Source organism: uncultured Bradyrhizobium sp. (assembly GCF_964252615.1).
Lineage (GTDB): Bacteria > Pseudomonadota > Alphaproteobacteria > Rhizobiales > Xanthobacteraceae > Bradyrhizobium.
In genome coordinates, this window is the sequence record NZ_CAXUNQ010000023.1 from 1 (window position 1) to 22,839 (window position 22,839).

Here is a 22,839-nt window from a genome sequence, read left to right on the forward strand (position 1 = left end):
CGGCACCCCGATCGGCCCCGGCGATACCGTGCTCGTCGGTGAGCGCTGGTTCTGACGCAGATGCGGCGTCAGTGCCGGCTTGATCCGGCGGTCCATCTTTTCGACGATTCTTGTTTTTGCTGGGTGCGCGGGTCAAACCCGCGCATGACGATCTACTTCAAATGCTTTGCAAGGAACGCGCCGGCGCGTTCGCGCGCGAGGTCGGCGCTGGCCTTGTCGTAGCTCGCACGTTCTTCGCAGTTGAATCCGTGCTGCGCACCGGGATAGACGTGAATTTCCACATCGGGCCGCTTGGACCGGATGATCTCGACATCGCTGAGCGGAATGCCGGCATCCTTTTCGCCGAAATGCAGTTGCGTCGGCACCTTCGGCTTGTCGTCGGCAAAACGCGCGATGGCGCCGCCGTAAAAGCCGATCGCGGCCGTCAGCCCCGACAGGTTCGCCGCCGCGGCATAAGCCACGCTGCCACCAAGACAGAAGCCGACGATGCCGACCCGGCCGACATCCTTGACCGCGTCGATGGCAGCCTGAGTGTCGCGCAGCATCGCCGCCCAGTCGGGATTGGCGACGAACCCGCGCGCGTTTGCGACTTCCTCCGGCGTGTAGCCGGATTGGAAATTAGGCTCGACGCGGTCGAAGATCGCGGGCGCGACGGCGACGTAACCCTGCGCCGCAAGGCGGTCGCAGACCGCACGGATGTGATGGTTGACGCCGAAAATCTCCTGGATCACCACCACCGCGGCTTCAGCGGAAGCGGCCGGATCGGCGCGATAGCCGCCGAACCTGAAATTATCGGAAGCCGTCAGCGTGATGTCATGTCCCATGTCGATCCACTTCTCGCGGTTGTCTTGCTCCGGACGAAGCCGGGTTAGGAACGGTTACCGCCACATCCAGTTGCGGCCCCAATCGCCCTTCCATCCGGCGAGCCGGCCACGGCGGAATTGCAGATAGAGTCGGTCCTTGCGGTTGAAAAATCCGGTGCCGCCGATGTTGCGGAAGGCCAGGAAGATTTCCTCGCCGGGCCGTCCACGGACGTAGTTCAGCGGCGTGCCCAGCGCGCGGGCGGCGTCTTCCTCGTTCATGCCGAACGCCAGCGGCGTGTTGTTCGACAGCGTCGCGACAAAAGGCGGAGCGGAAGGGGCGGCCGGCGCGAAGTGTTGCGCGGTTGCCGGCTGCGCGCCGAGCAGTGCGGCAAGCGACAGTGCCGCTACGTGAAGCCCTCTCATGACGCCGCGCTTTTGTTCGCGGCGGCTTGTTGCGGCAGGTTGTCCAGGAATGGCAGCACCGCGTCGATGAACGCCTGCGGCTGGTCGATGTTGACGGCGTGGCCGGCGGCCGGGATCACCACCTTTTGTGCTCCGGGGATTTTCGCCGCCATATAGTCGGAAGCGGCGAGGAACGGCGCATCGTCGGCGCCGACCACGACTAGCGCTGGTACCTTTATCTGCGGCAGCGATTCGATCACGCGGGCGTCGTGCTGGGTCAGCATGCCGCGCGCCGCGCGCGCCAGGCCTGAGGCGTCGCGATGGACGACGCCGGATCGTTCGCGGCTTAGGGATTTGAGAACGCCGAGCCCCTCGCGTTCAAAACGCTCGCCCGTTTCAAATGCACGCTTGTTCCAGGCGTCGCGTGCGTCGTCTTTCTTGAAGCCGGGACCGGTATCGATAATCAACAGGGCACGGACGCGCTGCGGATGCGCGCGAACAAACGCCAGCGACATGTAGCCGCCGAGCGACAGCCCGCCGACAATGGCGCTGGGGGCGCCGGCCATGTCGAGCAACGCCGCCATGTCGCCGACCGTCGACGCTTCGCTGTAAGCCGACGGGTCGTCCGGATAATCGGATTGGCCGTGGCCGCGCATGTCCCACAGGATCAATGTATGCCGTTGCGACAGCGCCTCGACTTGGCCCTGCCACATCGCTGATGTCGACGAATAGCCGTGGGTCAACAGCAGCGGGGGCCCGCTGCCGTAAACGTCGTAATGGATGTTGACGCCGTCCCGATTGAGTTTTGGCACCGCGATGTCCTGAAGGTTTGTATCGGGGTTATTGTAGCGCGATCCTTTACCGGAAGGGAAATACAGGCGGCGGAGGTGGCGGCCGTCCGCTTCAAAAACCGATAACGTCATAATATATCTTTGCCGCAGCGCACAACGCAAATTCCGGAATTTTATTCTCCGCGACAAATTCTAATTTGAATTGCTTCCAGATTGGAACGCGATCATTCTTGCCGTAACTGGCATCGACCCGGTGGGTGTCAGCCATGACCCACAAGTGAGTTGCCGCCGTAAGCGGCATCATGCACCGGCAGGGGAAGAAGCGATGCCCAATCTCAATATCAACGGACGTACCATGTCCGTCGAGGCAGCCAACGATACGCCGCTGCTCTGGATCATCCGCGAACAATTGCAGATGACCGGCACGAAATTCGGATGCGGCGCTGGCCTGTGCGGCGCCTGCACGGTTCATGTCAACGGCGAAGCGGTGCGATCCTGCCAGACCTCGCTCAGCGATGCCGTCGGCAAGAAGATCACCACCATCGAAGGGCTCAGCGCCAAGGGCGATCATCCGCTGCAGAAGGCATGGATTGCCGAACAGGTTCCGCAATGCGGCTACTGCCAGTCGGGGCAGATCATGCAGGCGGCGTCGCTGCTTTCCAAAAACTCGAATCCGACCAGGGACGAAGTGGTTGCGGCCATGGACGGCAATCTCTGCCGGTGCATGACCTATTCGCGCATTCAGAAGGCGATCATGCGCGCCGCCGCCGACATGCGCACCGCTTCCAACGCCGGCGACCGGAGGCCGACATGAATACGCACGTGAAAAACCAGAATTTCCTCACCGGCGAACCCGCCGATCTCTCACGCCGGTCGTTCCTTGTAGGCGGCGCCGCTGCCGGCCTGGCGCTCGGCTATTCGGCGGTTCCCGGACTCCTTGGCGGCGACCGGGCCTTGGCCGCGGCCGGCAGTTTCGATCCGAGCGTGTGGTACTCGATCGCGCCGGATGGTCTGGTGACGGTCACCTGCGGCAAGGCCGATATGGGCCAGCACATCGCGTCCACCATGGCGCAGATCATTGCGGAAGAACTCGGCTCGAATTGGAAGGACATGCGGGTTCAGCTTGCCTCCAACGATCCGAAATTCAACGATCCCGTGCTCGGCGCGCAAATTACCGGCGGAAGCTGGAGCACCATGATGAACTTCGATGCGATGAGCCGCGCGGGCGCCGCGGGGCGCATGGCGCTGACCGAAGCCGCCGCCGCTGCGATGGGCGTGCCGCCAAGCGAACTTACCGTCAAGGACTCCGTGATCTCTCACGCGAAATCGAAGAAGTCGATGACGTTTGCGGACGTGGTCAGGAGCGGCAAGGCGACCAAGACCTTCACGCCCGACGAACTCAAGGCGATCAAGCTGAAGTCTCCCGATCAATACATCATGATCGGCCAGTCGGTGCCGCAGCTCGACATCCCGTCGAAGACCAACGGGTCAGCCAAATACGGGATCGACGTGATGCTGCCGGGCATGGTGTACGGCAAGATTGTGATGCCGCCGGTGCGCTACGGCGCCACGGTGAAGTCGGTCGACGACAGTGCGGCCAAGAAAGTGCCGGGGTTCATCAAGGCGGTCACGCTCGACGACAAGACCGGCACCACCACCGGATGGGTGGTGGCGGTCGCCAACACCTATGCCAACGCCAGAAAGGCGGCAGATGCGCTGAAGGTGACTTACGACAACGGGCCGAACGCCAAACTGGGAAGCCAGTCGCTGCTCGACGAAGCAAAACGACTGCAGGCGCTGGACGATTCCGGCCTGTTCTTTGTCAAGGACGGCGATACCGCGGCGGCCCTTGGCACCGCGGCAAAGGTGCTGGAGGCGGAATATACCACCAACATCAACATCCATGCGCCGATGGAGCCGATGAACGCCACCGCCGAGCTGAAGGGCGATATCTGGCACATCTATTCCGGTAACCAGTTCGCGACGCGCTCCGGCGCCATCGCGGCAGGGGCTGCCGGGGTGGATCCCAAATTCGTCGTGATGCACCAGATGTGGCTGGGCGGCGGATTCGGCCGGCGTCTCGACGCCGACATGATGGTGCCTGCGGTGCAGGCGGCGAAAGCCGTCGGCAAGCCGGTCAAGGTGATCTATTCGCGCGAAGACGACATGACCATGGATTTTTCGCGGCCCTTGACGTTCCAGAAGATCAAGGCGGGTCTGGACGGCGACGGCAATCTGGTCGCGATGAATCACGACGTGGTTTCAGCGTGGCCGACCAAGCGCTGGGGCATCCCGGACTTCCTGTCGCCGTCGGTTGACAAGAAAGGCGCGCTCGACGCGTTCACCGTGAACGGCGCGGATTTCTTCTATTCCGTGCCCAACCACAACGTCCGCGCCATCCTCAACGAGATGGCCCACAACGCCACGCCATCCGGCCAGTTGCGATCGGTGGCTCCGGGCTGGACCTTCTGGGCGGTGGAAAGCATGATCGACGAGCTTGCCACTGCGGCCGGCAAGGATCCGGCGCAGTACCGCATCGCCTTGCTCGACGGCAAGGGCAAGAATGACGGTGGCGCGCAACGGCTGCGCAACACTTTGCTCGCCGCCATGGGGATGGCCGGCTACGGCACCAAGGCGCTGCCGAAGGGCGAAGGCATGGGAGTTGCCTGCGTTTCCTCGCAGGAGAGAGCGACCGCAAGCTGGACCGCCTGCGTGGCCCATGTCGCGGTAGCGCCGTCTGGCGAGGTCAAGGTGAAGAAACTCACCGTGGCCACCGACGTCGGCACCCAGGTGCATCCCGACAACATCAAAGCCCAGGTCGAGGGCGCGGCGCTGTGGGGGCTGTCGCTGGCGATGTACGAGAAGGCGACGCTCAAGGACGGCGGCATCGAGCAGGCCAATTTCGACACCTACACGCCATTGCGGATGAGCCAGGTGCCGGAAGTGGCCATCAGCGTCATCGCCAATGGCGAGAAAGCCACCGGCGTCGGCGAGCCGGCGGTGACCGTGGTCGCGCCGGCGTTGGCCAACGCCATCTTCAACGCCTGCGGCGCCCGCGTCCGCGCGCTGCCGATCACGGCGGAGGCGGTGAAGGCGAACATGACGAAGGCGTAAGTTCACGCGCTTTCACGGCATCGTGCCCGGGCGTGTTCCGGGCATGATTTCGTTTGTAGCGCGCCCCCAAGACGTGGATGGCCGGGACGAGCCCGGCCATGACGGAGGGGTAAGTGTCGCGCGTGAAATCGATCCGCAGGGAGCACTGCTTCCGGCGGATTTTTTATGCGCCTGTCATGAGGCATCATGCCCGGGCTGTCCCGGGCATCCACGTCCTTACACTGCGCGCCTGAACCAGGAGGTGGATGGCCGGGACGAGCCCGGCCATCACGAGACAAGCGTCAATGGCCCGACGAAAGATTTGCGAACGGCGCTGCCGCGTATACCACGTTGCCGCCGACCATGGTCAGCACCGACCGGATCTTCCCGATCTCCGTCACCGGCGCCGTCAGATAGTCGGCGGACAGCACCGCGAGATCGGCGAACTTGCCCGGCTCCAGGGTGCCGCGCTTGTCGTCGTCGTTGGCCGCGAAGGCCGAGTTGCGGGTGTACATCTCCAGCGCCTGGCGGCGGCTGGGAGCTTCGGTGTCGCCGCGGGTCTGGACCCCGCCGATGGTGGTGCCGTCGAGATACCATTGCAGTGCGACGAAGGGATTGTACGACGACACCCGATGCGCATCGGTACCTCCGGCCACCGTGAGACCGAGACGCATCGCGGTTGCGATCGGCGGCAGCCGAAGCGCCGCCTCGGCGCCGGCCTCGCGCTGCAGCCGCTCGCCGCCGAAATAGAGACCGTCCTGAACCCCCCAGATCAGCCCAAGCGCTTTCATGCGTTTCAGGCTGTCTTCGGACGCACCGTAGAGATGCAGGACCGCCCAACGCAAGTTGCCGACCGGATATTCGTCGTTCACCGCCTCGATGACATCGAGCAAATCGTGAGCGGTGCGTTCCGGATTCCAGTGCAGCTGGATGGTATAACCGCGGCCCGCGGCCCAGCGCAGCAGGTCGTAAAGTTTTGCTTTTCCGTCCGGCGTGATGTCGCCGTCGGTCCAGTCGGCCCAGATCAGGATCTCGCCGGGTCCGTTGAAGTGCAGCATCGGATCGCCGAAGCCCGGCGGTAGCAATTGCGTGAGGTTCTGCAGATCCCTGAGTTCGGAACCGGGTGTTGGTGCGCACAGATGATAGGCCACGCGCACGGTCAACCGCTTGTCGCGCCATAGCTTGAATACGGCCTGATAGTTCGCCGGGTACATGCTGACCCCGCCGCCGTCGACGATGCCGGTGATGCCGAGGCCATTCATCTCGCGAAAGAATTGTCGCGAGCCGTCGACCTGCTCGTCCAGGGTCGGCTTGGGCAGCTTGTCGAAGATTTTGCCGAGCGCGTTGCCGTTCCCGGTGATGATGCCCGTCGGATTGCTGGAACCGTCGCGTTCGAGCTCGCCGCCGGGCGCGACATCGGCATCATCGCGGATGTTCAGCGCTGTCATTGCCTTCGGGGTAAGCAGCAGCCAATCGTAGAGATGCTGGATGTAGACCGGATTGCCGGGTGCGGCCGCCGTCACCTCGGCCACATTGGGACGGCGCTTCTCCTGGAATTGTTCCTCGGTCCAGCCGCCGGCAACGACGATCCACGAGCCCGGCTTCTGGGTCTGCGCCGCGCGGCGGATCTTCTCCAGCGCCTCCTGGAGCGTGGCAACGCCGATCCAGTTCACCTCGGTGCCGAAGGTCAGCGCGGCTCGGATGCCGTGGATGTGTCCGTCGGTAAGACCGGGAATGACGGTACGGCCGCCAAGGTCGATCAGCCTTGCCTTGTCGCCGGCCAACTTCTTCATCGCAGCCGACGTGCCCGACGCCAGCACCCGGCCGTTCCCGATCGCCAGCGCCTGCCCTACCGAAAAATCCTTGTCGACGGTGAGTATCTTGCCATTGAACAGGATGGTGTCGGCGGTTTGGGCCGAGGCGATGGACATCGGCCATGTGACGCAAAGGACCACCGCGGCGGCGAATCGCAAACCTTGGCCCAGCATGGCATCGCTCCGTTATTTGGTTTGTCTCACAGCCGTCATTGCGAGGAGCGCCAGCGGCGAAGCAATCCGGTCTTTTACTCATTGCTTCGGATCGCTGCGTTTCGCCCGCGATGACGAGCACCGGCTGTCTTCGCGTCGCGGCGTTATCGACTACCCGAGGAGCTTCCGCAACTCCGCTTTCGCCACTTTCTCCAGCGTCGAGCGCGGCATCTCGTCGACGAAACGGATTTCGCGCGGCACCTTGAAGTCCGCTAGCCCTTTACGGCATGCGGCCATCACGCTGTCGTGCAGATCGGGCGGTGCGCCGCCGGCGCCGGCATGCGGGATGATGAACACTACCGGCACCTCGTCCAGCATCGGATGTTTTTTCGCCACCACCGCGGCCTCGCGCACCCCGGGGACCAGCGCGATCACCTGCTCGATCTCGGACGCCGCGACGTTCTCCCCCCCGACCTTGAGCATGTCCTTGGCGCGGTCGCCGAATTTAATGAAGCCGTTTTCCAGCAGGGTGACGCGATCGCCGGTCAGGAAAAAGCCGTGCTCGTCGAAACTTTCCCGCGTGGCGTTTTCATTGTGCAGGTATTCCTTGAATAGCGACAGCCCGGGAATGCCTTTGACCGAGAGATTGCCGGTACCCCCCACTTCAGTCGGCGACCCGTCATCGCCGGTGATGCGGATCGCGTACTCCGCTGCAGCACGGCCGATCGACATCGGAATGTTGGGCTGGTCGACTTCGCCGACAATGCCGTGGGTGATGGTTTCGGTCATGCCCCACCAGCCGATGATCTTGACGCCGAATACGGAAAAGGCCGGCGGCTCGCAGATCGCCGTGCCCCAGAGGCGGAAACTGTGCCGCTTCGGAATTTCGCGATCCAGCAGCGCTTTCATGCAAAACGGGATTGTCGAGGTCCAGGTGCTGCGATGCTCCGCAGCCACGTTCCAGAACCGGCTTGCGGAAAACCGCGGCTGGATCACGCAGGAGGCGCCGACCCACAGGCTTGCCAGCATCGAATAGGCCAGCGCGTTGGTGTGGAATAGCGGCAGATAGGCCTGATGCACGTCGCCGGCGTGCAGGTCCTGATGCGCCGCGTTGACCTTGGCGCCCCACAGCGCGTTGGCGTGGGTCCACAAGACCGCCTTCGGCCGCGACGTGGTGCCGGAGGTGTATTGCACGCTGCAGGGTGCAAGGGGGTCGGCGCCGCGGCGCGGCCGGCCGGCGCTGTCGGCGAACAGGGATTCGAATGCGTCCGTCTGTTGCGGGCGATGGGTGGGCACGTCGCCCGCATTGTGTGAAATCACCGCGATCCAGCGCAAGCCGCGGCAATGCGCGGCCACCATCTCGGCATAGGCCGGCTGGGTGATGGCGGCAACCGCGCCGCAATGACCCGCAAAATAGTCCATCTCGGCGGCCGCGGACCGGGTGTTGGTGGTGACGGCGATGGCGCCGAGCTCGACGCTGGCGAACCAGGCCAGCATTGCCTCGATGCAATTATCGAGATGGATCAGCACGGAGTCGCCGGGTTTGATGCCGCGCGCCACAAGGCCCGCGGCGAGCGCGCCGACGCGGTCGTGGAATTCGCCGTAGCTCCACTTACGTGCCGGGGCGTCGAACGGCGCCCAGATCAGGAACGGATGATCGGACCGGGTTTCGGCCCGCATCCGCAGCAACCAGGGTACGTCGAGACCCGCGAAGGGGCCGACCAGGCCCGGCGGTTGTGAGTTTGGCATCAGGTCCTCCCGCGCAGTCTTTTCGTTTGTCATGGCCGGGCTTGTCCCGGCCATCCACGTCTTTCTTATTGCAATGCTGTTAAGACGTGGATGCCCGGGACAAGCCCTACTGGATTCACATATCTCGTCATACGCGGGTCAAGCCCGCGTATGACGAGATATGTGAATCCAGTAGGATCAAGCCCGGCAATGACGGCCGAGATGTGTGCATCCAGTAGGGACAAGCCGGGCCATGACGTTTTTTGCCGTGAGCCCGGACACTTCAAGACATGTCTCCCTCATACGACGAAATCTCGATCAGGCTGCCGTCGGGATCCCTGCAATAAACCGAGCGTAATGTGCCTCGCGCGCCTTGCCTGGCCACCGGGCCTTCCTCGATCGCGACGCCGCAGGCGGCAAGATGCGCGACCACGTCCGCAGGCGAAGCGGAGGTGAGAAAGCACAGATCTTCGCTGCCCGCCGTTTCGTGGTCCGCGGTGAACCAGTCCACCTTGTCGGCGTCGCGCGGGCGCACATTGATCTTCTGGTTGCCGAAGACCAGCGAGGTGCGTGGCGCCTTGCCTTCCCCGGGGTCGAACACCTTGACCTGCATGCCCAGCACCTGGCGATACCACTCCGCGGAACGGGCCACGTCGGCGACATTGATGACGAGATGGTCGAGGGCATGGACCTCAACGGTCATGGATTATCCTTTCGTCGCAGCTCGGCGCGCGCGGGTGTGCCGCACTGGCCGGGTCCGGATTTGTTTGTTACAACGCGCGCGAAAGTCAATGCTACAGATGCGGCACCGCGCGAATGACGGAACCGCCGGGGAGAAACTTCATGACTGTAAGCCGCGCCGCGATTTCCGTGATCGCGATCGTTATTTCGGCTGTTGCCTCGATCAACGGCGCGTCGGCCCTGGATTATCCGACCCGGCCGGTGCGCTTCGTGGTCGGCTATCCCCCCGGCGGCGCCACCGATATTCTGGCGCGGCTGATCGGCCAGCGGTTGTCGGAGAAGCTCGGCCAGCAATTCGTGATCGAGAACAAGCCCGGCGCCGGCAACAATATCGCGACCGAATCGGTCGTCAACGCCGAGCCCGATGGCTACACGGTGCTGCTGATCAATCCGGCGAACTACATCAACACCTCGCTGTATACCAATCTGAAATTCAATTTTCCGCGCGACATCGCGCCCATCGCGTCGTTCAATCGTGTGCCGAACGTGATGACGGTCAACAAGGACGTCCAGGCGAAGACCGTTGCGGAGTTCATTGCGTACGCCAAGGCCAATCCCGGCAAGGTCAACATGGCTTCGTCGGGCAACGGTACCTCGGTGCATCTGTCCGGCGAAATGTTCATGGCGATGACCGGCGTGAAGATGCAGCACGTACCCTATCGAGGCGCTGCGCCGGCCATCACCGACATGCTCGGCGGCCAGGTGCAGGTGATCTTCGACAACATGCCATCGATCATTCAGCACATCCGCGCCGGCAGCCTGCGCGCCATGGCGGTGACAACTGCAGAGCGGTCGTCGCAATTGCCGGACACCCCGACCGTTGCGGAAACCGTGCCGGGCTATGAGGCCAGTGCGCTGTTCGGCATGGGCGCGCCAAAAAAGACACCGGCCGAAATCATCACCAAGCTCAATCAGGAGATCAACACCGTACTGGCCGAGCCCGAGATGAAAAAGCGATTGGTCGAACTTGGCGGCGAACCGCTGATCAGCACGCCGGAAGCCTTCGGTGCAATGATCGTGGCTGAAACCGAGAAATGGAAGAAGGTCGTCGAAGGCGCCGGCATCAAGGTGGAGTGAACTTGCTGCAGAGGCGCGGGGGCGAATCCCGTCTTCGCTTTGCGGGCGCTACCATGCCGCGGCAACGGTCGAACCAAGCGATCCGTCGCTAAGCTGCTTCAGCAGGCCTGATCGCCTCGCCGTCGATCGCGCGATCGATGGCGTCGATCAGCGCCTGGCTTTCGATGAACTTGATCCGCGCCCGCTCGGCCTTGTCGCGGTCGAAGGGTGCCGCAAGTACTTTTGCGAAGGCGTCCCGATCGTCGGTCATTCGCTCGCGCGCTTTTTTCAGCGTCTCAAGTCGCTCGCTCATTTGGTTTCACTTTCCGTTGTTCCGGCGTCACGATGATGCTGAAGTTGCCGCGCCAGGTCGAGCGCATTTCCGAGCGCCGCGCCCGCGGCCGTGTTGTCGAAGATGCACCAGGCCGGAACGTCGCGCGCGCCGTCGTTCTGGAGGCGTTGCTTCAGCGCCGCCAGCGCGGCGGCGCCGTAATCGGAGTAGTAGATCCGCGGCGAGCCATGCCAGCGGTAATAAACGAGCTTGGTCGAGCCGCCCGGCCTGCCCGCACCATCGACCCGGGCCGGATCGGCGGCGACGCGCGCGATGCCCTGTTCACTAAGCCAGGCATCGACGCCCGGCGCGAACCAGCTCGGATGCCGCGGCTCCAGCGCAATATCGATATCGATTCGCGCGCGCAGGTCGCGGAGGAAGCCGTTCGCGGTCGGCTTGTCGAGCGCCGATTTCGGCGGCAGTTGCACCAGCAGCACGCCAAGCTTGCGGCCGAGGCCTGTCACTTCGTCGACGAAGCGATCGAGCAAGGTGCCGCAATCAGTCAGTCCCGCTTCATGGGTGATGGATTTCGGTACCTTCACCGCAAAACGAAAGTCGTCGGATACCGATTGCGCCCATCGCTGATAGGTCGCGCGTCGGTGGGGCCGGTAAAACGAGGAGTTGATCTCGACGGCGTCCAGATGCCGGCTGTAACGTTCGAGATGGCTGCCGCCGGCCGGTACCTGGTCCAGATACCGCGAAGGAACGCTCCATCCGGCGGTGCCGATCCGCAACGCCACGTCATCGCGCCAGCGGCAGGCCGGAGGAGGCTTTCATCTGCCCAAGCGCGTGGCGGATGGCAAACCGGGCGATACGGCTCCAGCGCTGCACCATCTGCCAGGCTTCCGTGGATACAAGCCAGTCCATCACCAGCCGGTATTTTCCATACGCCCACGCAAAGGCCGGAATTGACAGCAGCTTGTCGCGGGTAAGGCTGAACAGCCGCTCCACAAGAACGAGCTTGAGGACTTCGCCGACGACCAGAACGATCAGACCCGACCTGACTTGACCGGTTGCAGCGAGATAGGCCGCGACCGGTTTGACCGGCTCCAGAATGATGAGGGGCACTGTAAACAATGCCAGCGAGGGATAAGGCCGCAACGACTGTATCCATGATCGCAGACGGTCGAACGCCCAATGTTCGCTGATCCATCGCGCCAGCGGATGGGCGATAGCCGCAAACATCGCATCCGCCAGGAAATAGATGGCAGCAAGCGCGACAACAAACGGTTTCCCAATGCGGTTCACGTGGCTTCTCCGCAGAATCAAGGCGCGAACCATTCATAAGTTTCATCGGTTAACGCCACTAATTCTGGCCGGGCCGGCGGAACCAATTTGCGGGAACATTTTTTTAACCTAAACGGCGGGTGTGCGCCGCAACTTGAATCGGCGACTGGATGCACTTATCGGCGCGGCGCTTCTCTATCTCAACTGGTCGTCGGGCGCTGCCCTGACCGAATTCACGGTCGCGACGAAACCTCCGCTATCCGGCCCGAATCATCTCCCGCGGTCGTCAAATCCGCTTCGGCCGGCGGGCCGAACGGCCTGCACCCGCGGCGCGTAATTCTGAAAGCGTACCGCGTTTTTGTTCAGTCGTTGTTGGGTGAAGCAATCCAAAGCCGCAAGGGAGCCTGGATTGCTTCGTCGCTCGTTCCTCGCACTACGCATTCAACATCGTCACGCTTCAGAAGTGGGTAACAAGCACGGCCGTGCCTAATACCAGCATGACGCTTATCGCAATAATGGCGAGGAAGAATTTGCCCATCAAAACTCCTGATGCGGACGGCTATTCCGAAGCACGATCCGCGCGGCAATCGTACCGTCCTTGCCAAGCCGGACCCCTGAGTTTCGCGTTGTAATAGTGCCCCATCGAAGGCGCGTTCAGAAACGTATCCAGTGTCGCCGCCGCCACGCCGCAATACTGCGATGCGGCAGCGTTCGACTGGACGATCATCGTCCGGTTCGCCGCATCATAGCAGACCCGGCTGATAAGGCTGCTTCGGGTAATGTCCTGGCAGACGAACGGCTTCAAGTCCACAGCTCCGCGCTGTTCGACCTGGACGGTTTCCGCCTCGACCCAGACAGCGCCCGCCAAGTGCGCCAGGAGAACCGGCAAATATCGAAAGATCATTTGACACTCTTGTTTGGCTGCCGCGGTGCCGTTAGGCCCCGGGGTCGGCAGCTACGCCTGCTCCAGCGTCGTCCGCACCCGCATCGCCAGCATGGTTTGCGAGAACGGTTTTTGCAGCAGCGAGACGCCGGGGTCGAGTCGGCCTTGATGCACGATGGCGTTGCGCGAATAGCCGGTCATATAGAGCACCTTCAGTCCGGGGCGGCGCTGCTGCGCCGCCTCGGCAAGGTTGCGCCCGTTCATGCCGGGCATCACCACGTCCGTAAGCAGCAGATCGACCGAGGCGGGTTCGTCCAGAATGCCGAGCGCTGCTTCCGCATTCGCGGCTTCGCGAACCTCGTAATTGAGCGTGGAAAGGGTTTCGACCACATAGGCCCGGACGCCGGGATCGTCCTCCACGACCAGCACGGCTTCGTGCTTCCCGGAAGGGCTGTCTTCCACGGCTTTGCCGGTCTGCTGCGGCTTGTTGCGGGCAAAGCTGCGCGGCAGATAAAGTTTTACCGTGGTGCCTTCGCCGAGTTCGCTGTAGATGCGCACATGGCCGCCGCTCTGCTTGATGAAGCCGTAGACCTGGCTGAGACCAAGACCGGTCCCGGCACCCGCGGCCTTGGTGGTGAAGAACGGATCGAACGCCTTGGCGATCACATCCGGAGGCATTCCCGTGCCGTTGTCGCTGACGGAGATCATCACATATTGACCGGGCTTCACGTCTTCGACCGACTGGCAATAGACCTCGTCGAGAAAGGCATTGCCGGTTTCGATGGTGACCTTGCCGCCGTCCGCCATCGCGTCGCGGGCGTTGATCGCGAGATTGAGGATCGCGGCCTCGAGTTGCGAAGCATCGGCTTCGGTCTGCCACAGGCCGGCGCTGCGCACGGTTTCCACGGCAACGGTTTCACCGAGCGTCCGCTCCAATAGTCCCGACATGCCCGCTACGAGACGGTCGGCGTCGAGCGGACGTGGATCGAGCGGCTGGCTGCGCGAAAACGCCAGCAGCCGCTTGGTCAGCTCCGCGGCGCGGTCGGCGGCCTGATACGCATTCGACGCCAGCGCTCTTGGCCTGCCCTCAGGCAACTGGCGAAGCGCCATCTGCAGGTTGCCCAGGATGATGGTCAGCAGGTTGTTGAAATCGTGGGCGACGCCGCCGGTAAGTTGTCCGACCGCCTCCATCTTCTGCGATTGCCGCAGACTTGCCTCCAGCATTTCCCTTCGCTCGGCCTCCGCATAGAGCGCGGATGTCCTGCGCATCGCCAGCAGGATCAGGACCGCCAGCAACAAGGTGGCGGGAACGCCGAACACCAGATGGCCGGCCATATAGCGCAGCCAGCCGCCGATGATATCCCGGGTTTCAAGACTCGAGCTGACATAGAGCGGAAACCCTGCAAGTTTGCGTACCGCAAAGCGCCGTTCGATCCGGTCGACGCCGGACATCGTGGTGTAACGGCCGCCAGCCGGACTTTGCGCAATCAATTGTCCGAAACCGCTCGAGGCGTCGAGCCTGATGCCCGTCGCCGCCGGCAACGGATATCGCGCGAGTATCGCCCCATCGTCTCGAATCAACGCGAAGCTGGCGCTGCTGCGTGCGGCGATCGCTTCGTAAAAGCGCTCGAATGCCTGGGGCGACGCCGAAATTTCGGTGATGCCGGCGAAGGTTCCTGAACTGTCGGTACGCCATTTGCTGACCGGAAAGATCAGTTTTCCGGTGATCTCTATGCGCACGATTTCGCCGATATGGATGTTTGGGTCGCGAGCGAGCTGCGCTTTCAAATGGGCGCGGTCGGGGGCGTTAAAGGCGGGCGGGATCGGAAAAAACAGCGACGATACCAGCGAGTCCGACTTGTCATCCAGGATCCAGATCGATCCGATGTCGGGCAAGGCGGCCACGAACTGCCTGAGCCGCTCGCTCAGCTCGGCTTCGTTCAGCTTGATGGTGCGGCTCGTGCGCCCGCGTGTAATCTGCTCGACGCTGTCGAAGGTGACGCTGATCGACTGGAACACCCGCAAGGCCTGTTCCGAGGCGATGTCGACCCCGCGCTCGATGCGCTCGTCGGCAAGCTCGAACGCGGCACGGTAGTTCACCCATGCCGCATAGCAGAACAGCAGCAGTGGAAGCGCGACGCTGGCGGCGAGCATCCATCTCAGACTTCGAAGCGCGGCGTCCTGACGCTGTCGCATACTCTTCACCTGGCCCGGCGAGCAAGGAGGCGCGAGCTGCACGTCATGGCGGTTCGAGGTAACATCGGGCTCGAGCCGTTACGACGGCAGCTTGGGTATCTTCTCGGCGAAGCCGTTGAAGCAGGTCAGTCTTTCATCTTCTTCCTTGATGAAGCGGCAGTCGGTCACGCCTTTCGCAGCCGGCGCCTTCGGTTTCGGCCTCGGCGAAAAAATTGCGTCGTAGCAATTCAACCGTTCCTTGGTCGCGTCGTCGATTTCAAGGCAGGCCTGCAACTTTGCGGCAATTGATTGCGGCTTGGCCGGCGCCGCCTTCGGTTTTGCAGCGACCCTTGGAGCAGCCGCGGCTCCGGGAGCCGGCGTTTGAGCCAGCGCGGCTGCTGAATAGAATGCCGCGAGCAATAGAATCGCTAATCTCATGATGTCTCCTTGCGTTCCGCTATGTGACGCAACACACCTGCGTGGACCAGGGTTCACCCGGCGAAGCCGGCATAAACCAAATAGATGCGGCAAACCGAAACGTCCACTGCCAGGTCACGGTTTCCGGAAGCTGCATTCGACCCGCGCCCCAAGCTCGATGCCGCCGCCCTGCCCCCGCAACCTCCTTGGTTGACAGTCCCCGCCGCTTTGGGCTCAATAAGCGCCGGACAATGCGACGATTTCGCCCAACGCGGCGGAAGCGCGATACACCCGCGCGACCACACAAGAATGCGGCAAAGGCGGTCGTTTCGAACTGCGGCGCATCGGGAGAGGGAACGCAATGCTGGACTTCGTTCAGCAGTTGGTGAGCGGCATTGCGCTCGGCTGCGTTTATGGCCTAATCGCGCTTGGTTTCGTCCTTGTCTACAAGGCGACCGAGGTCGTGAACTTCGCCCAGGGCGACCTGATGATGCTGGGCGGATTCTTCGCCTTCACCTTTATCGGTATTCTGGGCTTGAATTACTGGATCGGTTTCGCCGGCGCCGTGATCGCGATGGCGGCTTTCGGCATGCTGGCCGAGCGGCTGGTGGTGCGGCCCATTCTCGGCTATCCGCAGTTCTCTATCATCATGGCGACCATCGGGCTCGGCTATTTCCTGCGCTCCATCGTCGGCATGGTCTGGGGCACCGACGACTTCAAGATCGAGACGCCGTTCAGCCAGGGTGTGCTGCGGATCGGCTCTCTGGTGCTCGCCTATGACAAGCTCTCCGTGATCGGCGCGACCGTCCTGCTGTGCGCGCTGCTCTATGTGTTCTTCAACAAGACCACTTTGGGCACGGCAATGCGAGCCAGTTCTGAAAACATGCTGGCGGCCTATTACATGGGCATTCCGGTCAAGCGCGTCGTGTCCATCGTTTGGGCGATATCGGCCGCGGTTGCGACCTGCGCCGGCGTGCTGCTGGCGCCGATCACCTTCATTCATTCCAATGTCGGCCTGGTGCTGGGATTGAAGGCGTTTCCGGCCGCCGTGCTCGGCGGTTTCGGCTCGATTCCCGGCGCCGTGGTCGGCGGCGTGCTGATCGGCGTGATCGAAAGCATGGCCGGCTTCTATTTGCCGCAGGGCTGGAAGGACGTGGCCCCCTACATCGTGCTGCTGGCGGTGCTGCTGCTCAAGCCCGAAGGCCTGTTCGGCCTGCATTTGCGCAAGAAGGTCTGAGCGCATGAGGTTCGTGTTCAAGACCGACTATGAAGACGACATCAAGCTGTTTCCGCACAGCGGCTATGTCTGGTCCTATGGCACCCTGATGGTGCTGCTGGCGATCGCGCCGTTCGTGCTCTCCAGCTATATCGTGAGCCAACTGGTATTCGTCTGCATCTACGCCACCGTCGGCGTCGGACTGATGATCCTGACCGGGTTTACGGGACAGGCATCCTTGGGCCATGCCGCCTTTCTCGCGATCGGCGCATATACTACGGCCTACCTGCAGCAGTTCGGGGTGCCGTTTCCGGGGTATTTTCTCGCGGCCGGGCTGTTGACCGGCCTGATCGGCGCGTTGGTCGGGTTTCCCGCGTTGCGGCTGCAGGGCATCTATCTCGTCATCGCGACGATTTCCTTTGCCTTCATCGTCGAGGAAATCCTGGCGCGATGGGAGAGCGTGACCCATGGCAATGAGGGTATGCGCGTCAAGGCGATCCAGATGTTCGGCACCGCGGTGCCGCGCGACAGCCCGGCGTTCTACTTTCTCTGTCTCGGCGTGCTGGTCCTGACCATCGTAGGCTCCCTCAACCTGCTGCGCTCGCCGACCGGACGCGCCTTTGTCGCGATCCGCGACAGCGAGACCGCGGCGCGCAGCATGGGCGTCAACGTTTCGCTGTACAAGGTCAAGTCGTTCGCGATCAGTGCCGCCATCGCCGGCTTTGCCGGCTGCCTGTTCGCCCACAAGCTGTCTTTCATCAGCCCGGAAATGTTCACGCTGCAGCTCTCGATCGAGTTCATCATCGTGATCATCATCGGCGGCGCATTCAGCCTGCACGGCGCGGTGCTGGGAGCGATCTTCGTGGTCATGGTCGACCCATTCCTGACGTTCCTCAAGGACGATATCCCCGGCGTCATCGCGGGCCTCGCCGCGACGCTTGGCGCGGGCGCCGAACGCGCGGCGCACATCCAGAAGGGCGTTGCGGCGTTTGCCTCCGCCAACGGCCTGAAAGGCGCGATCTACGGCATCATCATCATCCTGTTCGTGCTGTTCGAGCCGCTCGGCCTTTATGGACGCTGGCTCAAGATCAAATTGTTTTTTCAACTGTTCCCGCTCTACAAGCGCGCCACCTTCAAGCGGCAGAAGATCTATGTGAAGTCGGAGCGGAATCGATGAGCTATTTCCGCGCCGAAAACATCTCGCTGCATTTCGGCGGCCTCAAAGCGGTGGATGCCGTCAGCTTCGCGGTGGAGAAGGGCGAGATCCTCTCCATTATCGGCCCCAACGGCGCCGGCAAGAGTTCGATCTTCAACCTGATCTCGCGCATCTACAGCCCGACGTCGGGAAGGATTTATTTTGAGGACCGGGACATCACCCAGGAGCCGGCGTTCGGCATCGCCAAGCTCGGCATCGCGCGCACCTTCCAGAATATCGAATTGTTCGAGAATGCCACCGTACTCTCCAACCTGCTGGTCGGCCGTCACCGTCATTCCGCCACCCAGCTTTGGCAGGAACTGCTGTTCCTTCCAAGCGTGCGCGAGGCCGAGAAGGCGCATCGCCGCCGCGTCGAGCAGGTGATCGAGTTCCTCGATCTCGCCGCCTATCGCGACAAGCTGATCTCGGGGCTGCCCTATGGGGTGCGCAAGGTGATCGAGCTTGCCCGCGCGCTATGTACCGAACCAAAACTCATTTTGCTCGACGAGCCGTCTTCCGGGCTGAATGTCGAGGAAACCGACGACATGTCGTTCTGGATCCGCGACATGAAGACCGAGCTCGGCGTCACCGTGCTGATGGTCGAGCATGACATGACCCTGGTGAACCGGGTGTCCGACCGCGTCATCGCGCTGAACTACGGCCGCGTGCTGGCGATGGGTTCGCCGTCCGAGGTGCAGGTCCATCCCGATGTCGTCGCGGCGTATTTGGGCGCGTGAGGTGAGGTCATGATCATGCCTGACGTCATCCTGAAGCTAAGCAACATAGAGAGCTATTACGGGCCGATCATGGCGATCCGCGGCATCAGCCTCGAAGTCCCGCGCGGCAAGATCGTCACCCTGCTGGGAGCCAACGGTGCCGGCAAGACCACGGTGCTGAAAACCATTTCGGGCATTCTCGATCCGCAGAAAGGCTCGATCGAATTTTTGGGCAAGCCGATCCAGCGCATGGAAGCGGACAAGATCGTGCGGCTCGGTCTCAGCCACGTGCCGGAGGGACGCGAGGTATTTCCCTTCCTCAGCGTGCGCGAGAATCTGATGATGGGCGCCTATCCGCGCCGCGACCGCGACGCCGTCGCGGCCGACCTGGAGCGGGTGTACGGCTATTTTCCACGGCTTAGGGAACGTCTGAACCAGCCCGCCGGACAGTTGTCGGGCGGCGAGCAGCAGATGCTCGCGATCGGGCGGGCGCTGATGAATCGCCCCGCGCTGCTGCTGCTCGACGAGCCGTCGCTCGGGCTGTCGCCGATCCTGGTGAAGGAGATTTTCACCATCATCCGCCGCGTCAACGAGGAGCAGGGCATGTCGATCCTGCTGGTCGAGCAAAACGCCAAAATAGCATTGGAGACAGCGCATTACGGCTATGTGCTGGAAATCGGCCGCGTCGTCATGAACGACACGTGCGAACGGCTGATGCACTCCAAGGATATCCAGGAGTTCTATTTGGGCGCAAAGGAAGCCGGCGCGCGGGGCGAACGGCGCTGGAAAAAGAAGAAGACGTGGCGTTAGAAGGATTCGGCGCTAGAATAGGGCGGAAAGACCGGGCATCGAATGATCCGGCATTCGCACGGTGGACGGGAGAGAGGGAACGGGAAATGGCTGGACCCGCAGTGCTCACTGTGGCGGACACGATCGCGAACAGTTTTCTGCTTGCCGTGGCGACGCGCGGCGACCGTGCGGCGATCCGCGCCAAGAAGTTCGGGGTCTGGCAGCCGACCAGTTGGCGGCAGTGGCTGCAAATCTCAAAGGATATCGCCTGTGCTCTACACGCGGTCGGCTTCCGCCCGGGTGACGTCGCCTCGATCGTCGCCAACGCCGTTCCCGAATGGGTCTTTGCCGACATGGGCATCCTGTGCGCCGGTGGCGTTTCGTCCGGCATCTATCCGACCGATGCGGCGGCACAGGTCGAATATCTGGTCAACGATTCCCGGACAAAAGTGCTCTTCGCCGAGGACGAGGAGCAGCTCGACAAGATCCTGACATGCCGGGCGCGCTGCCCGACGCTGGAGAGGATCGTGGTGTTCGACATGGAGGGCTTGAGCGCCTTCCGCGATCCCATGGTGACGTCGCTGGCCGAATTCATGGCGATGGGGCGCAATCATATCAACGATCGCGAGGCGCTGTGGCACGAAATGACCGCAAGCCGCACAGCCTCCGACCTCGCCATCCTGGTCTACACCTCGGGAACCACCGGACCGCCCAAGGGCGCCATGCATTCCAACCGCGGCGTTACCCACCAGATGCGCCATGCCAACGATCTCTTTCCCTCCACCGACGACGAAGAGCGTCTGGTGTTCCTGCCGCTGTGTCATGTGGCCGAGCGGATCGGCGGGTACTACGTCTCGCTTGCGCTCGGCTCGGTGATGAACTTTGCCGAAAGCCCGGAAACGGTGCCTGACAACCTCCGCGAGGTGCAGCCGACCGCTTTCCTGGCAGTACCCCGGATCTGGGAGAAATTCTATTCCGGCGTTACCATCGCGTTGAAGGACGCCACGCCGTTCCAGAACTGGATGTATCGTCACGCGCTAGATGCCGGCTACCGCCTGACCGACTGCAAGCTCGAAGGCGAGGCGCCTTCGCTGTCGCTGCGTCTTGCCAACCAGGCGGCGTATTGGCTGGTGTTCCGTAACATCAGGCGGATGCTGGGGCTGGATCGCTGCCGCATCGCATTCACCGGGGCGGCGCCGATCGCGCCGGACCTGATCCGCTGGTATCTCGCGCTCGGACTCGACATGCGCGAGGTCTACGGCCAGACCGAAAATTGCGGCGTTGCCACCGTCATGCCCGCCGATCGCGTCAAGCTCGGCTCGGTCGGCAAGGCCGCGCCCTGGGGTGAGGTGATGATCTGCCCCCGGGGCGAAATCCTCATCAGGGGCGATTTCCTGTTCATGGGGTATCTCAACCAGCCCGAAAAGACCGCCGAAACCATCGACGCAAAAGGCTGGCTGCACACCGGCGATGTCGGCTCCATCGACAACGAGGGCTTTGTCAGGATCACCGACCGGATGAAGGACATCATCATCACCTCCGGCGGCAAGAACATCACGCCGTCGGAGATCGAGAACCAGCTCAAATTCTCGCCCTACATTTCCGACACCGTCGTGATCGGCGACAAGCGGCCTTACCTCACCTGTCTTGTCATGATCGACCAGGAAAATGTCGAGAAGTTCGCCCAGGATCACGACATCCCCTTCACCAATTACGCGAGCCTGTGCCGTGCGGCGGAGATCCAGGACCTGATCCGGCGCGAGATCGAGGCGGTCAACGCCAATTTCGCGCGGGTCGAGACCATCAAGAAATTCTTCCTGATCGAGCGTCAACTGACGCCCGAGGATGAAGAACTGACGCCGACCATGAAGCTGAAGCGGAATTTCGTCAACCAGCGCTATGCCGGCGAGATCGACGCCATGTATCGGGACAAGGCCGTGGCATAGCGTCGCAATGACGCGTGCGCCAAAGCAATCGAAAATGGCGAAGGAATGAAGGCCCTTCCCTTCGCTTCATGCGGGCCAACGGAGAGGAAATCGACATGTCGAAATCGCTGAAGGCATTAGGCTTGGCGGCGGGCGCCCTTGCGCTGACCCATCTGCCGGCCGCGGCACAGACCAAGGTCACCAATGAAGGCATCTCGGCCACCGAGATCGTGATCGGCACCCATCAGGATTTGTCCGGCCCGATCAAGGTGTGGGGCGTGCCGGTATCGAACGGCATGAAAATGGCCGTCGAGGAAATCAATGCCGCGGGCGGCATCAACGGCCGCAAGCTGAAGATGATCCTGGAGGACAACGGCTACGATCCGAAGAAGGCGGTGCTGGCGTCGCAAAAGATGATCGAGCGCGACAAGATTTTCGCCATGATCGGTCCGATGGGTTCGGCTCCCGTGCTCGCCGCGCAGGACATCCTGTTCGATGCCGGCGTGTTGCAGCTGTTCCCGCTTACCGCGGCCGAATTTACCTTCAAGTTCGATCCCTCGAAACCCCAGGAGCGGTTGAAGTTCAACAACCTGCTGCCTTACGTCGAAAGCACCCGCGCCGCGCTGAAATACATGATGGAGGCCAGGAACTTCAAGAAACCCTGCCTGATGCATCAGGACGACGAGTACGGCAAGAGCGTGCTCGACGGCTTCACCTCGCAGCTCGAGGCGATGAAGGTGCAACCGGCGTCGGTGACCAGTTACAAGCGCGGCGCTTCCGATTTCTCGGCGCAAGTCGCCAAGATGAAATCCGATGGCTGCGATATCGTCGTGCTCGGCACGGTGATCCGCGAAACCATCGGCGCGATGGGTGAAGCCAAGAAGCTGGGCTGGGACGTGACTTTCCTGGGTGCGACGCCGACCAACGTGCTTGAAGTGCCGGCACTCGGCAAGGAAGCGGTGGAAGGCCTGTATGCCGCCGCGGCGTTCGAGATTCCCTACGAGGACACCGCAAAGGGAAAAGTGAAGGATTGGCTGGTCACCTACAAGAAATCGTTTGGCGCCGACGCCAACACCCAGGCCATCATCGGCTACAACGCCGTGGCGACGTTTGCGCATTATGTGAACAAGGCCGGCAAGGATCTCACGGGTCAGAAGGTGCTCGACGCGCTGGAATCAGGCGAGCCGTTCCAGGACATCTTCTCGTCGCCGCCCTCGATCTTCTCCAGGACCAGCCATCTCGCCTCGACGGTGACCCAGGTGCAGCAGGTCAAGAACGGCCGCTGGGTGTTGGTAAAGGAAAGCCTGTCGTTCTGATGAGGCGGACGAAACGGTGACGTCCCCGCGCAGGCGGGGACCCATAACCACCATGTTCGATGTTTTGC

General features: G+C 62.4%; 21 protein-coding genes. 9 read left to right on the forward strand and 12 right to left on the reverse strand.

What is annotated here, in order from left to right; genetic code table 11:
- Window positions 1-152: 152 nt before the first annotated feature.
- The 3 genes from ACFE72_RS13525 to ACFE72_RS13535 are packed head-to-tail and all read right to left on the reverse strand — an operon-like array spanning window position 153 to window position 2,017.
- A complete protein-coding gene (locus ACFE72_RS13525; protein WP_375413613.1) occupies window positions 153-824 on the reverse strand; it encodes a dienelactone hydrolase family protein in 672 nt (223 codons plus the stop codon).
- A gap of 54 nt (window positions 825-878) precedes the next feature.
- On the reverse strand, window positions 879-1,226 hold the full coding sequence (locus ACFE72_RS13530; RefSeq protein WP_375413614.1) for a hypothetical protein: 348 nt from the start codon (window positions 1,224-1,226) through the stop codon (window positions 879-881).
- Window positions 1,223-2,017, reverse strand: a complete 795-nt coding sequence (locus ACFE72_RS13535) for an alpha/beta fold hydrolase (RefSeq protein WP_375413667.1) — start codon at window positions 2,015-2,017, stop codon at window positions 1,223-1,225. Before ACFE72_RS13535 ends, ACFE72_RS13530 begins: the two co-directional genes overlap by 4 nt.
- A 304-nt stretch (window positions 2,018-2,321) precedes the next feature.
- On the opposite strand from ACFE72_RS13535, the gene ACFE72_RS13540 reads away from it, so the two are divergent.
- A complete protein-coding gene (locus ACFE72_RS13540) occupies window positions 2,322-2,810 on the forward strand; it encodes a (2Fe-2S)-binding protein (protein WP_375413615.1) in 489 nt (162 codons plus the stop codon).
- Window positions 2,807-5,110: a molybdopterin cofactor-binding domain-containing protein gene (locus ACFE72_RS13545; RefSeq protein WP_375413616.1), complete on the forward strand. Its 2,304-nt coding sequence runs from the start codon at window positions 2,807-2,809 to the stop codon at window positions 5,108-5,110. The genes ACFE72_RS13540 and ACFE72_RS13545 overlap by 4 nt, the downstream gene beginning before the upstream one ends.
- Window positions 5,111-5,391: 281 nt before the next feature.
- Here ACFE72_RS13545 and ACFE72_RS13550 read toward each other — a convergent pair whose 3' ends face one another.
- The 3 genes from ACFE72_RS13550 to ACFE72_RS13560 form a co-directional block, all read right to left on the reverse strand.
- Entirely contained in the window at window positions 5,392-7,077 is a 1,686-nt protein-coding gene (locus ACFE72_RS13550; protein WP_375413617.1) for an amidohydrolase, read from the reverse strand.
- Window positions 7,078-7,227: 150 nt separating this feature from the next.
- Window positions 7,228-8,805 (reverse strand): AMP-binding protein, encoded by a 1,578-nt coding sequence (locus ACFE72_RS13555; protein ID WP_375413618.1) that lies wholly within the window; start codon window positions 8,803-8,805, stop codon window positions 7,228-7,230.
- Between the two features lie 262 nt (window positions 8,806-9,067).
- Complete coding sequence (locus ACFE72_RS13560) at window positions 9,068-9,487, reverse strand: VOC family protein (protein ID WP_375413619.1); 420 nt, start codon at window positions 9,485-9,487, stop codon at window positions 9,068-9,070.
- Between the two features lie 140 nt (window positions 9,488-9,627).
- Between ACFE72_RS13560 and ACFE72_RS13565 the strand changes: the two genes are divergently transcribed.
- Complete coding sequence (locus ACFE72_RS13565) at window positions 9,628-10,602, forward strand: Bug family tripartite tricarboxylate transporter substrate binding protein (protein WP_375413620.1); 975 nt, start codon at window positions 9,628-9,630, stop codon at window positions 10,600-10,602.
- Window positions 10,603-10,690: 88 nt separating this feature from the next.
- Here ACFE72_RS13565 and ACFE72_RS13570 read toward each other — a convergent pair whose 3' ends face one another.
- The 6 genes from ACFE72_RS13570 to ACFE72_RS13595 form a co-directional block, all read right to left on the reverse strand.
- Window positions 10,691-10,894 carry a hypothetical protein gene (locus ACFE72_RS13570; RefSeq protein WP_375413621.1) on the reverse strand — a complete coding sequence of 68 codons (204 nt, stop codon included), beginning with the start codon at window positions 10,892-10,894 and terminating at the stop codon, window positions 10,691-10,693.
- Window positions 10,891-11,652, reverse strand: a complete 762-nt coding sequence (locus ACFE72_RS13575) for a DUF72 domain-containing protein (protein ID WP_375413622.1) — start codon at window positions 11,650-11,652, stop codon at window positions 10,891-10,893. The genes ACFE72_RS13570 and ACFE72_RS13575 overlap by 4 nt, the downstream gene beginning before the upstream one ends.
- Before the next feature lies 1 nt (window position 11,653).
- Complete coding sequence (locus tag ACFE72_RS13580) at window positions 11,654-12,160, reverse strand: hypothetical protein (protein ID WP_375413623.1); 507 nt, start codon at window positions 12,158-12,160, stop codon at window positions 11,654-11,656.
- 538 nt (window positions 12,161-12,698) lie between these two features.
- Entirely contained in the window at window positions 12,699-13,043 is a 345-nt protein-coding gene (locus ACFE72_RS13585; RefSeq protein ID WP_375413624.1) for a KTSC domain-containing protein, read from the reverse strand.
- Window positions 13,044-13,094: 51 nt separating this feature from the next.
- Window positions 13,095-15,218, reverse strand: a complete 2,124-nt coding sequence (locus ACFE72_RS13590; RefSeq protein ID WP_375413625.1) for an ATP-binding protein — start codon at window positions 15,216-15,218, stop codon at window positions 13,095-13,097.
- 78 nt (window positions 15,219-15,296) lie between these two features.
- The gene (locus tag ACFE72_RS13595) at window positions 15,297-15,635 is read right to left on the reverse strand and encodes a hypothetical protein (RefSeq protein WP_375413626.1); all 339 of its coding nucleotides are present in this window, start codon (window positions 15,633-15,635) and stop codon (window positions 15,297-15,299) included.
- Between the two features lie 340 nt (window positions 15,636-15,975).
- Between ACFE72_RS13595 and ACFE72_RS13600 the strand changes: the two genes are divergently transcribed.
- The 6 genes from ACFE72_RS13600 to ACFE72_RS13625 all read left to right on the forward strand — a co-directional run bounded on the left by ACFE72_RS13600 (window position 15,976) and on the right by ACFE72_RS13625 (window position 22,771).
- Complete coding sequence (locus tag ACFE72_RS13600) at window positions 15,976-16,851, forward strand: branched-chain amino acid ABC transporter permease (RefSeq protein ID WP_375413627.1); 876 nt, start codon at window positions 15,976-15,978, stop codon at window positions 16,849-16,851.
- Window positions 16,852-16,855: 4 nt separating this feature from the next.
- A complete protein-coding gene (locus ACFE72_RS13605) occupies window positions 16,856-18,007 on the forward strand; it encodes a branched-chain amino acid ABC transporter permease (protein ID WP_375413628.1) in 1,152 nt (383 codons plus the stop codon).
- Window positions 18,004-18,762: an ABC transporter ATP-binding protein gene (locus ACFE72_RS13610; protein ID WP_375413629.1), complete on the forward strand. Its 759-nt coding sequence runs from the start codon at window positions 18,004-18,006 to the stop codon at window positions 18,760-18,762. The genes ACFE72_RS13605 and ACFE72_RS13610 overlap by 4 nt, the downstream gene beginning before the upstream one ends.
- 9 nt (window positions 18,763-18,771) lie before the next feature.
- Window positions 18,772-19,551, forward strand: a complete 780-nt coding sequence (locus ACFE72_RS13615) for an ABC transporter ATP-binding protein (RefSeq protein WP_375413630.1) — start codon at window positions 18,772-18,774, stop codon at window positions 19,549-19,551.
- An 86-nt stretch (window positions 19,552-19,637) separates the two neighbouring features.
- Window positions 19,638-21,476 (forward strand): AMP-dependent synthetase/ligase, encoded by a 1,839-nt coding sequence (locus ACFE72_RS13620; RefSeq protein ID WP_375413631.1) that lies wholly within the window; start codon window positions 19,638-19,640, stop codon window positions 21,474-21,476.
- Window positions 21,477-21,571: 95 nt separating this feature from the next.
- Window positions 21,572-22,771, forward strand: coding sequence for an ABC transporter substrate-binding protein (locus tag ACFE72_RS13625; RefSeq protein WP_375413632.1), 1,200 nt, complete (start codon window positions 21,572-21,574; stop codon window positions 22,769-22,771).
- Window positions 22,772-22,839: the final 68 nt, after the last annotated feature.

What these genes read in the sequence shown, in the direction of transcription:
- ACFE72_RS13600 (WP_375413627.1), top strand. Translation starts at nt 15,976, where the DNA reads ATGCTGGACTTCGTTCAGCAGTTGGTGAGCGGCATTGCGCTCGGCTGC.
- ACFE72_RS13590 (WP_375413625.1), bottom strand. Translation starts at nt 15,218, where the DNA reads ATGCGACAGCGTCAGGACGCCGCGCTTCGAAGTCTGAGATGGATGCTC.
- ACFE72_RS13625 (WP_375413632.1), top strand. Translation starts at nt 21,572, where the DNA reads ATGTCGAAATCGCTGAAGGCATTAGGCTTGGCGGCGGGCGCCCTTGCG.
- ACFE72_RS13595 (WP_375413626.1), bottom strand. Translation starts at nt 15,635, where the DNA reads ATGAGATTAGCGATTCTATTGCTCGCGGCATTCTATTCAGCAGCCGCG.
- ACFE72_RS13555 (WP_375413618.1), bottom strand. Translation starts at nt 8,805, where the DNA reads ATGCCAAACTCACAACCGCCGGGCCTGGTCGGCCCCTTCGCGGGTCTC.
- ACFE72_RS13560 (WP_375413619.1), bottom strand. Translation starts at nt 9,487, where the DNA reads ATGACCGTTGAGGTCCATGCCCTCGACCATCTCGTCATCAATGTCGCC.
- ACFE72_RS13525 (WP_375413613.1), bottom strand. Translation starts at nt 824, where the DNA reads ATGGGACATGACATCACGCTGACGGCTTCCGATAATTTCAGGTTCGGC.
- ACFE72_RS13620 (WP_375413631.1), top strand. Translation starts at nt 19,638, where the DNA reads ATGGCTGGACCCGCAGTGCTCACTGTGGCGGACACGATCGCGAACAGT.
- ACFE72_RS13605 (WP_375413628.1), top strand. Translation starts at nt 16,856, where the DNA reads ATGAGGTTCGTGTTCAAGACCGACTATGAAGACGACATCAAGCTGTTT.
- ACFE72_RS13570 (WP_375413621.1), bottom strand. Translation starts at nt 10,894, where the DNA reads ATGAGCGAGCGACTTGAGACGCTGAAAAAAGCGCGCGAGCGAATGACC.
- ACFE72_RS13530 (WP_375413614.1), bottom strand. Translation starts at nt 1,226, where the DNA reads ATGAGAGGGCTTCACGTAGCGGCACTGTCGCTTGCCGCACTGCTCGGC.
- ACFE72_RS13615 (WP_375413630.1), top strand. Translation starts at nt 18,772, where the DNA reads ATGATCATGCCTGACGTCATCCTGAAGCTAAGCAACATAGAGAGCTAT.
- ACFE72_RS13565 (WP_375413620.1), top strand. Translation starts at nt 9,628, where the DNA reads ATGACTGTAAGCCGCGCCGCGATTTCCGTGATCGCGATCGTTATTTCG.
- ACFE72_RS13545 (WP_375413616.1), top strand. Translation starts at nt 2,807, where the DNA reads ATGAATACGCACGTGAAAAACCAGAATTTCCTCACCGGCGAACCCGCC.
- ACFE72_RS13550 (WP_375413617.1), bottom strand. Translation starts at nt 7,077, where the DNA reads ATGCTGGGCCAAGGTTTGCGATTCGCCGCCGCGGTGGTCCTTTGCGTC.
- ACFE72_RS13585 (WP_375413624.1), bottom strand. Translation starts at nt 13,043, where the DNA reads ATGATCTTTCGATATTTGCCGGTTCTCCTGGCGCACTTGGCGGGCGCT.
- ACFE72_RS13610 (WP_375413629.1), top strand. Translation starts at nt 18,004, where the DNA reads ATGAGCTATTTCCGCGCCGAAAACATCTCGCTGCATTTCGGCGGCCTC.
- ACFE72_RS13540 (WP_375413615.1), top strand. Translation starts at nt 2,322, where the DNA reads ATGCCCAATCTCAATATCAACGGACGTACCATGTCCGTCGAGGCAGCC.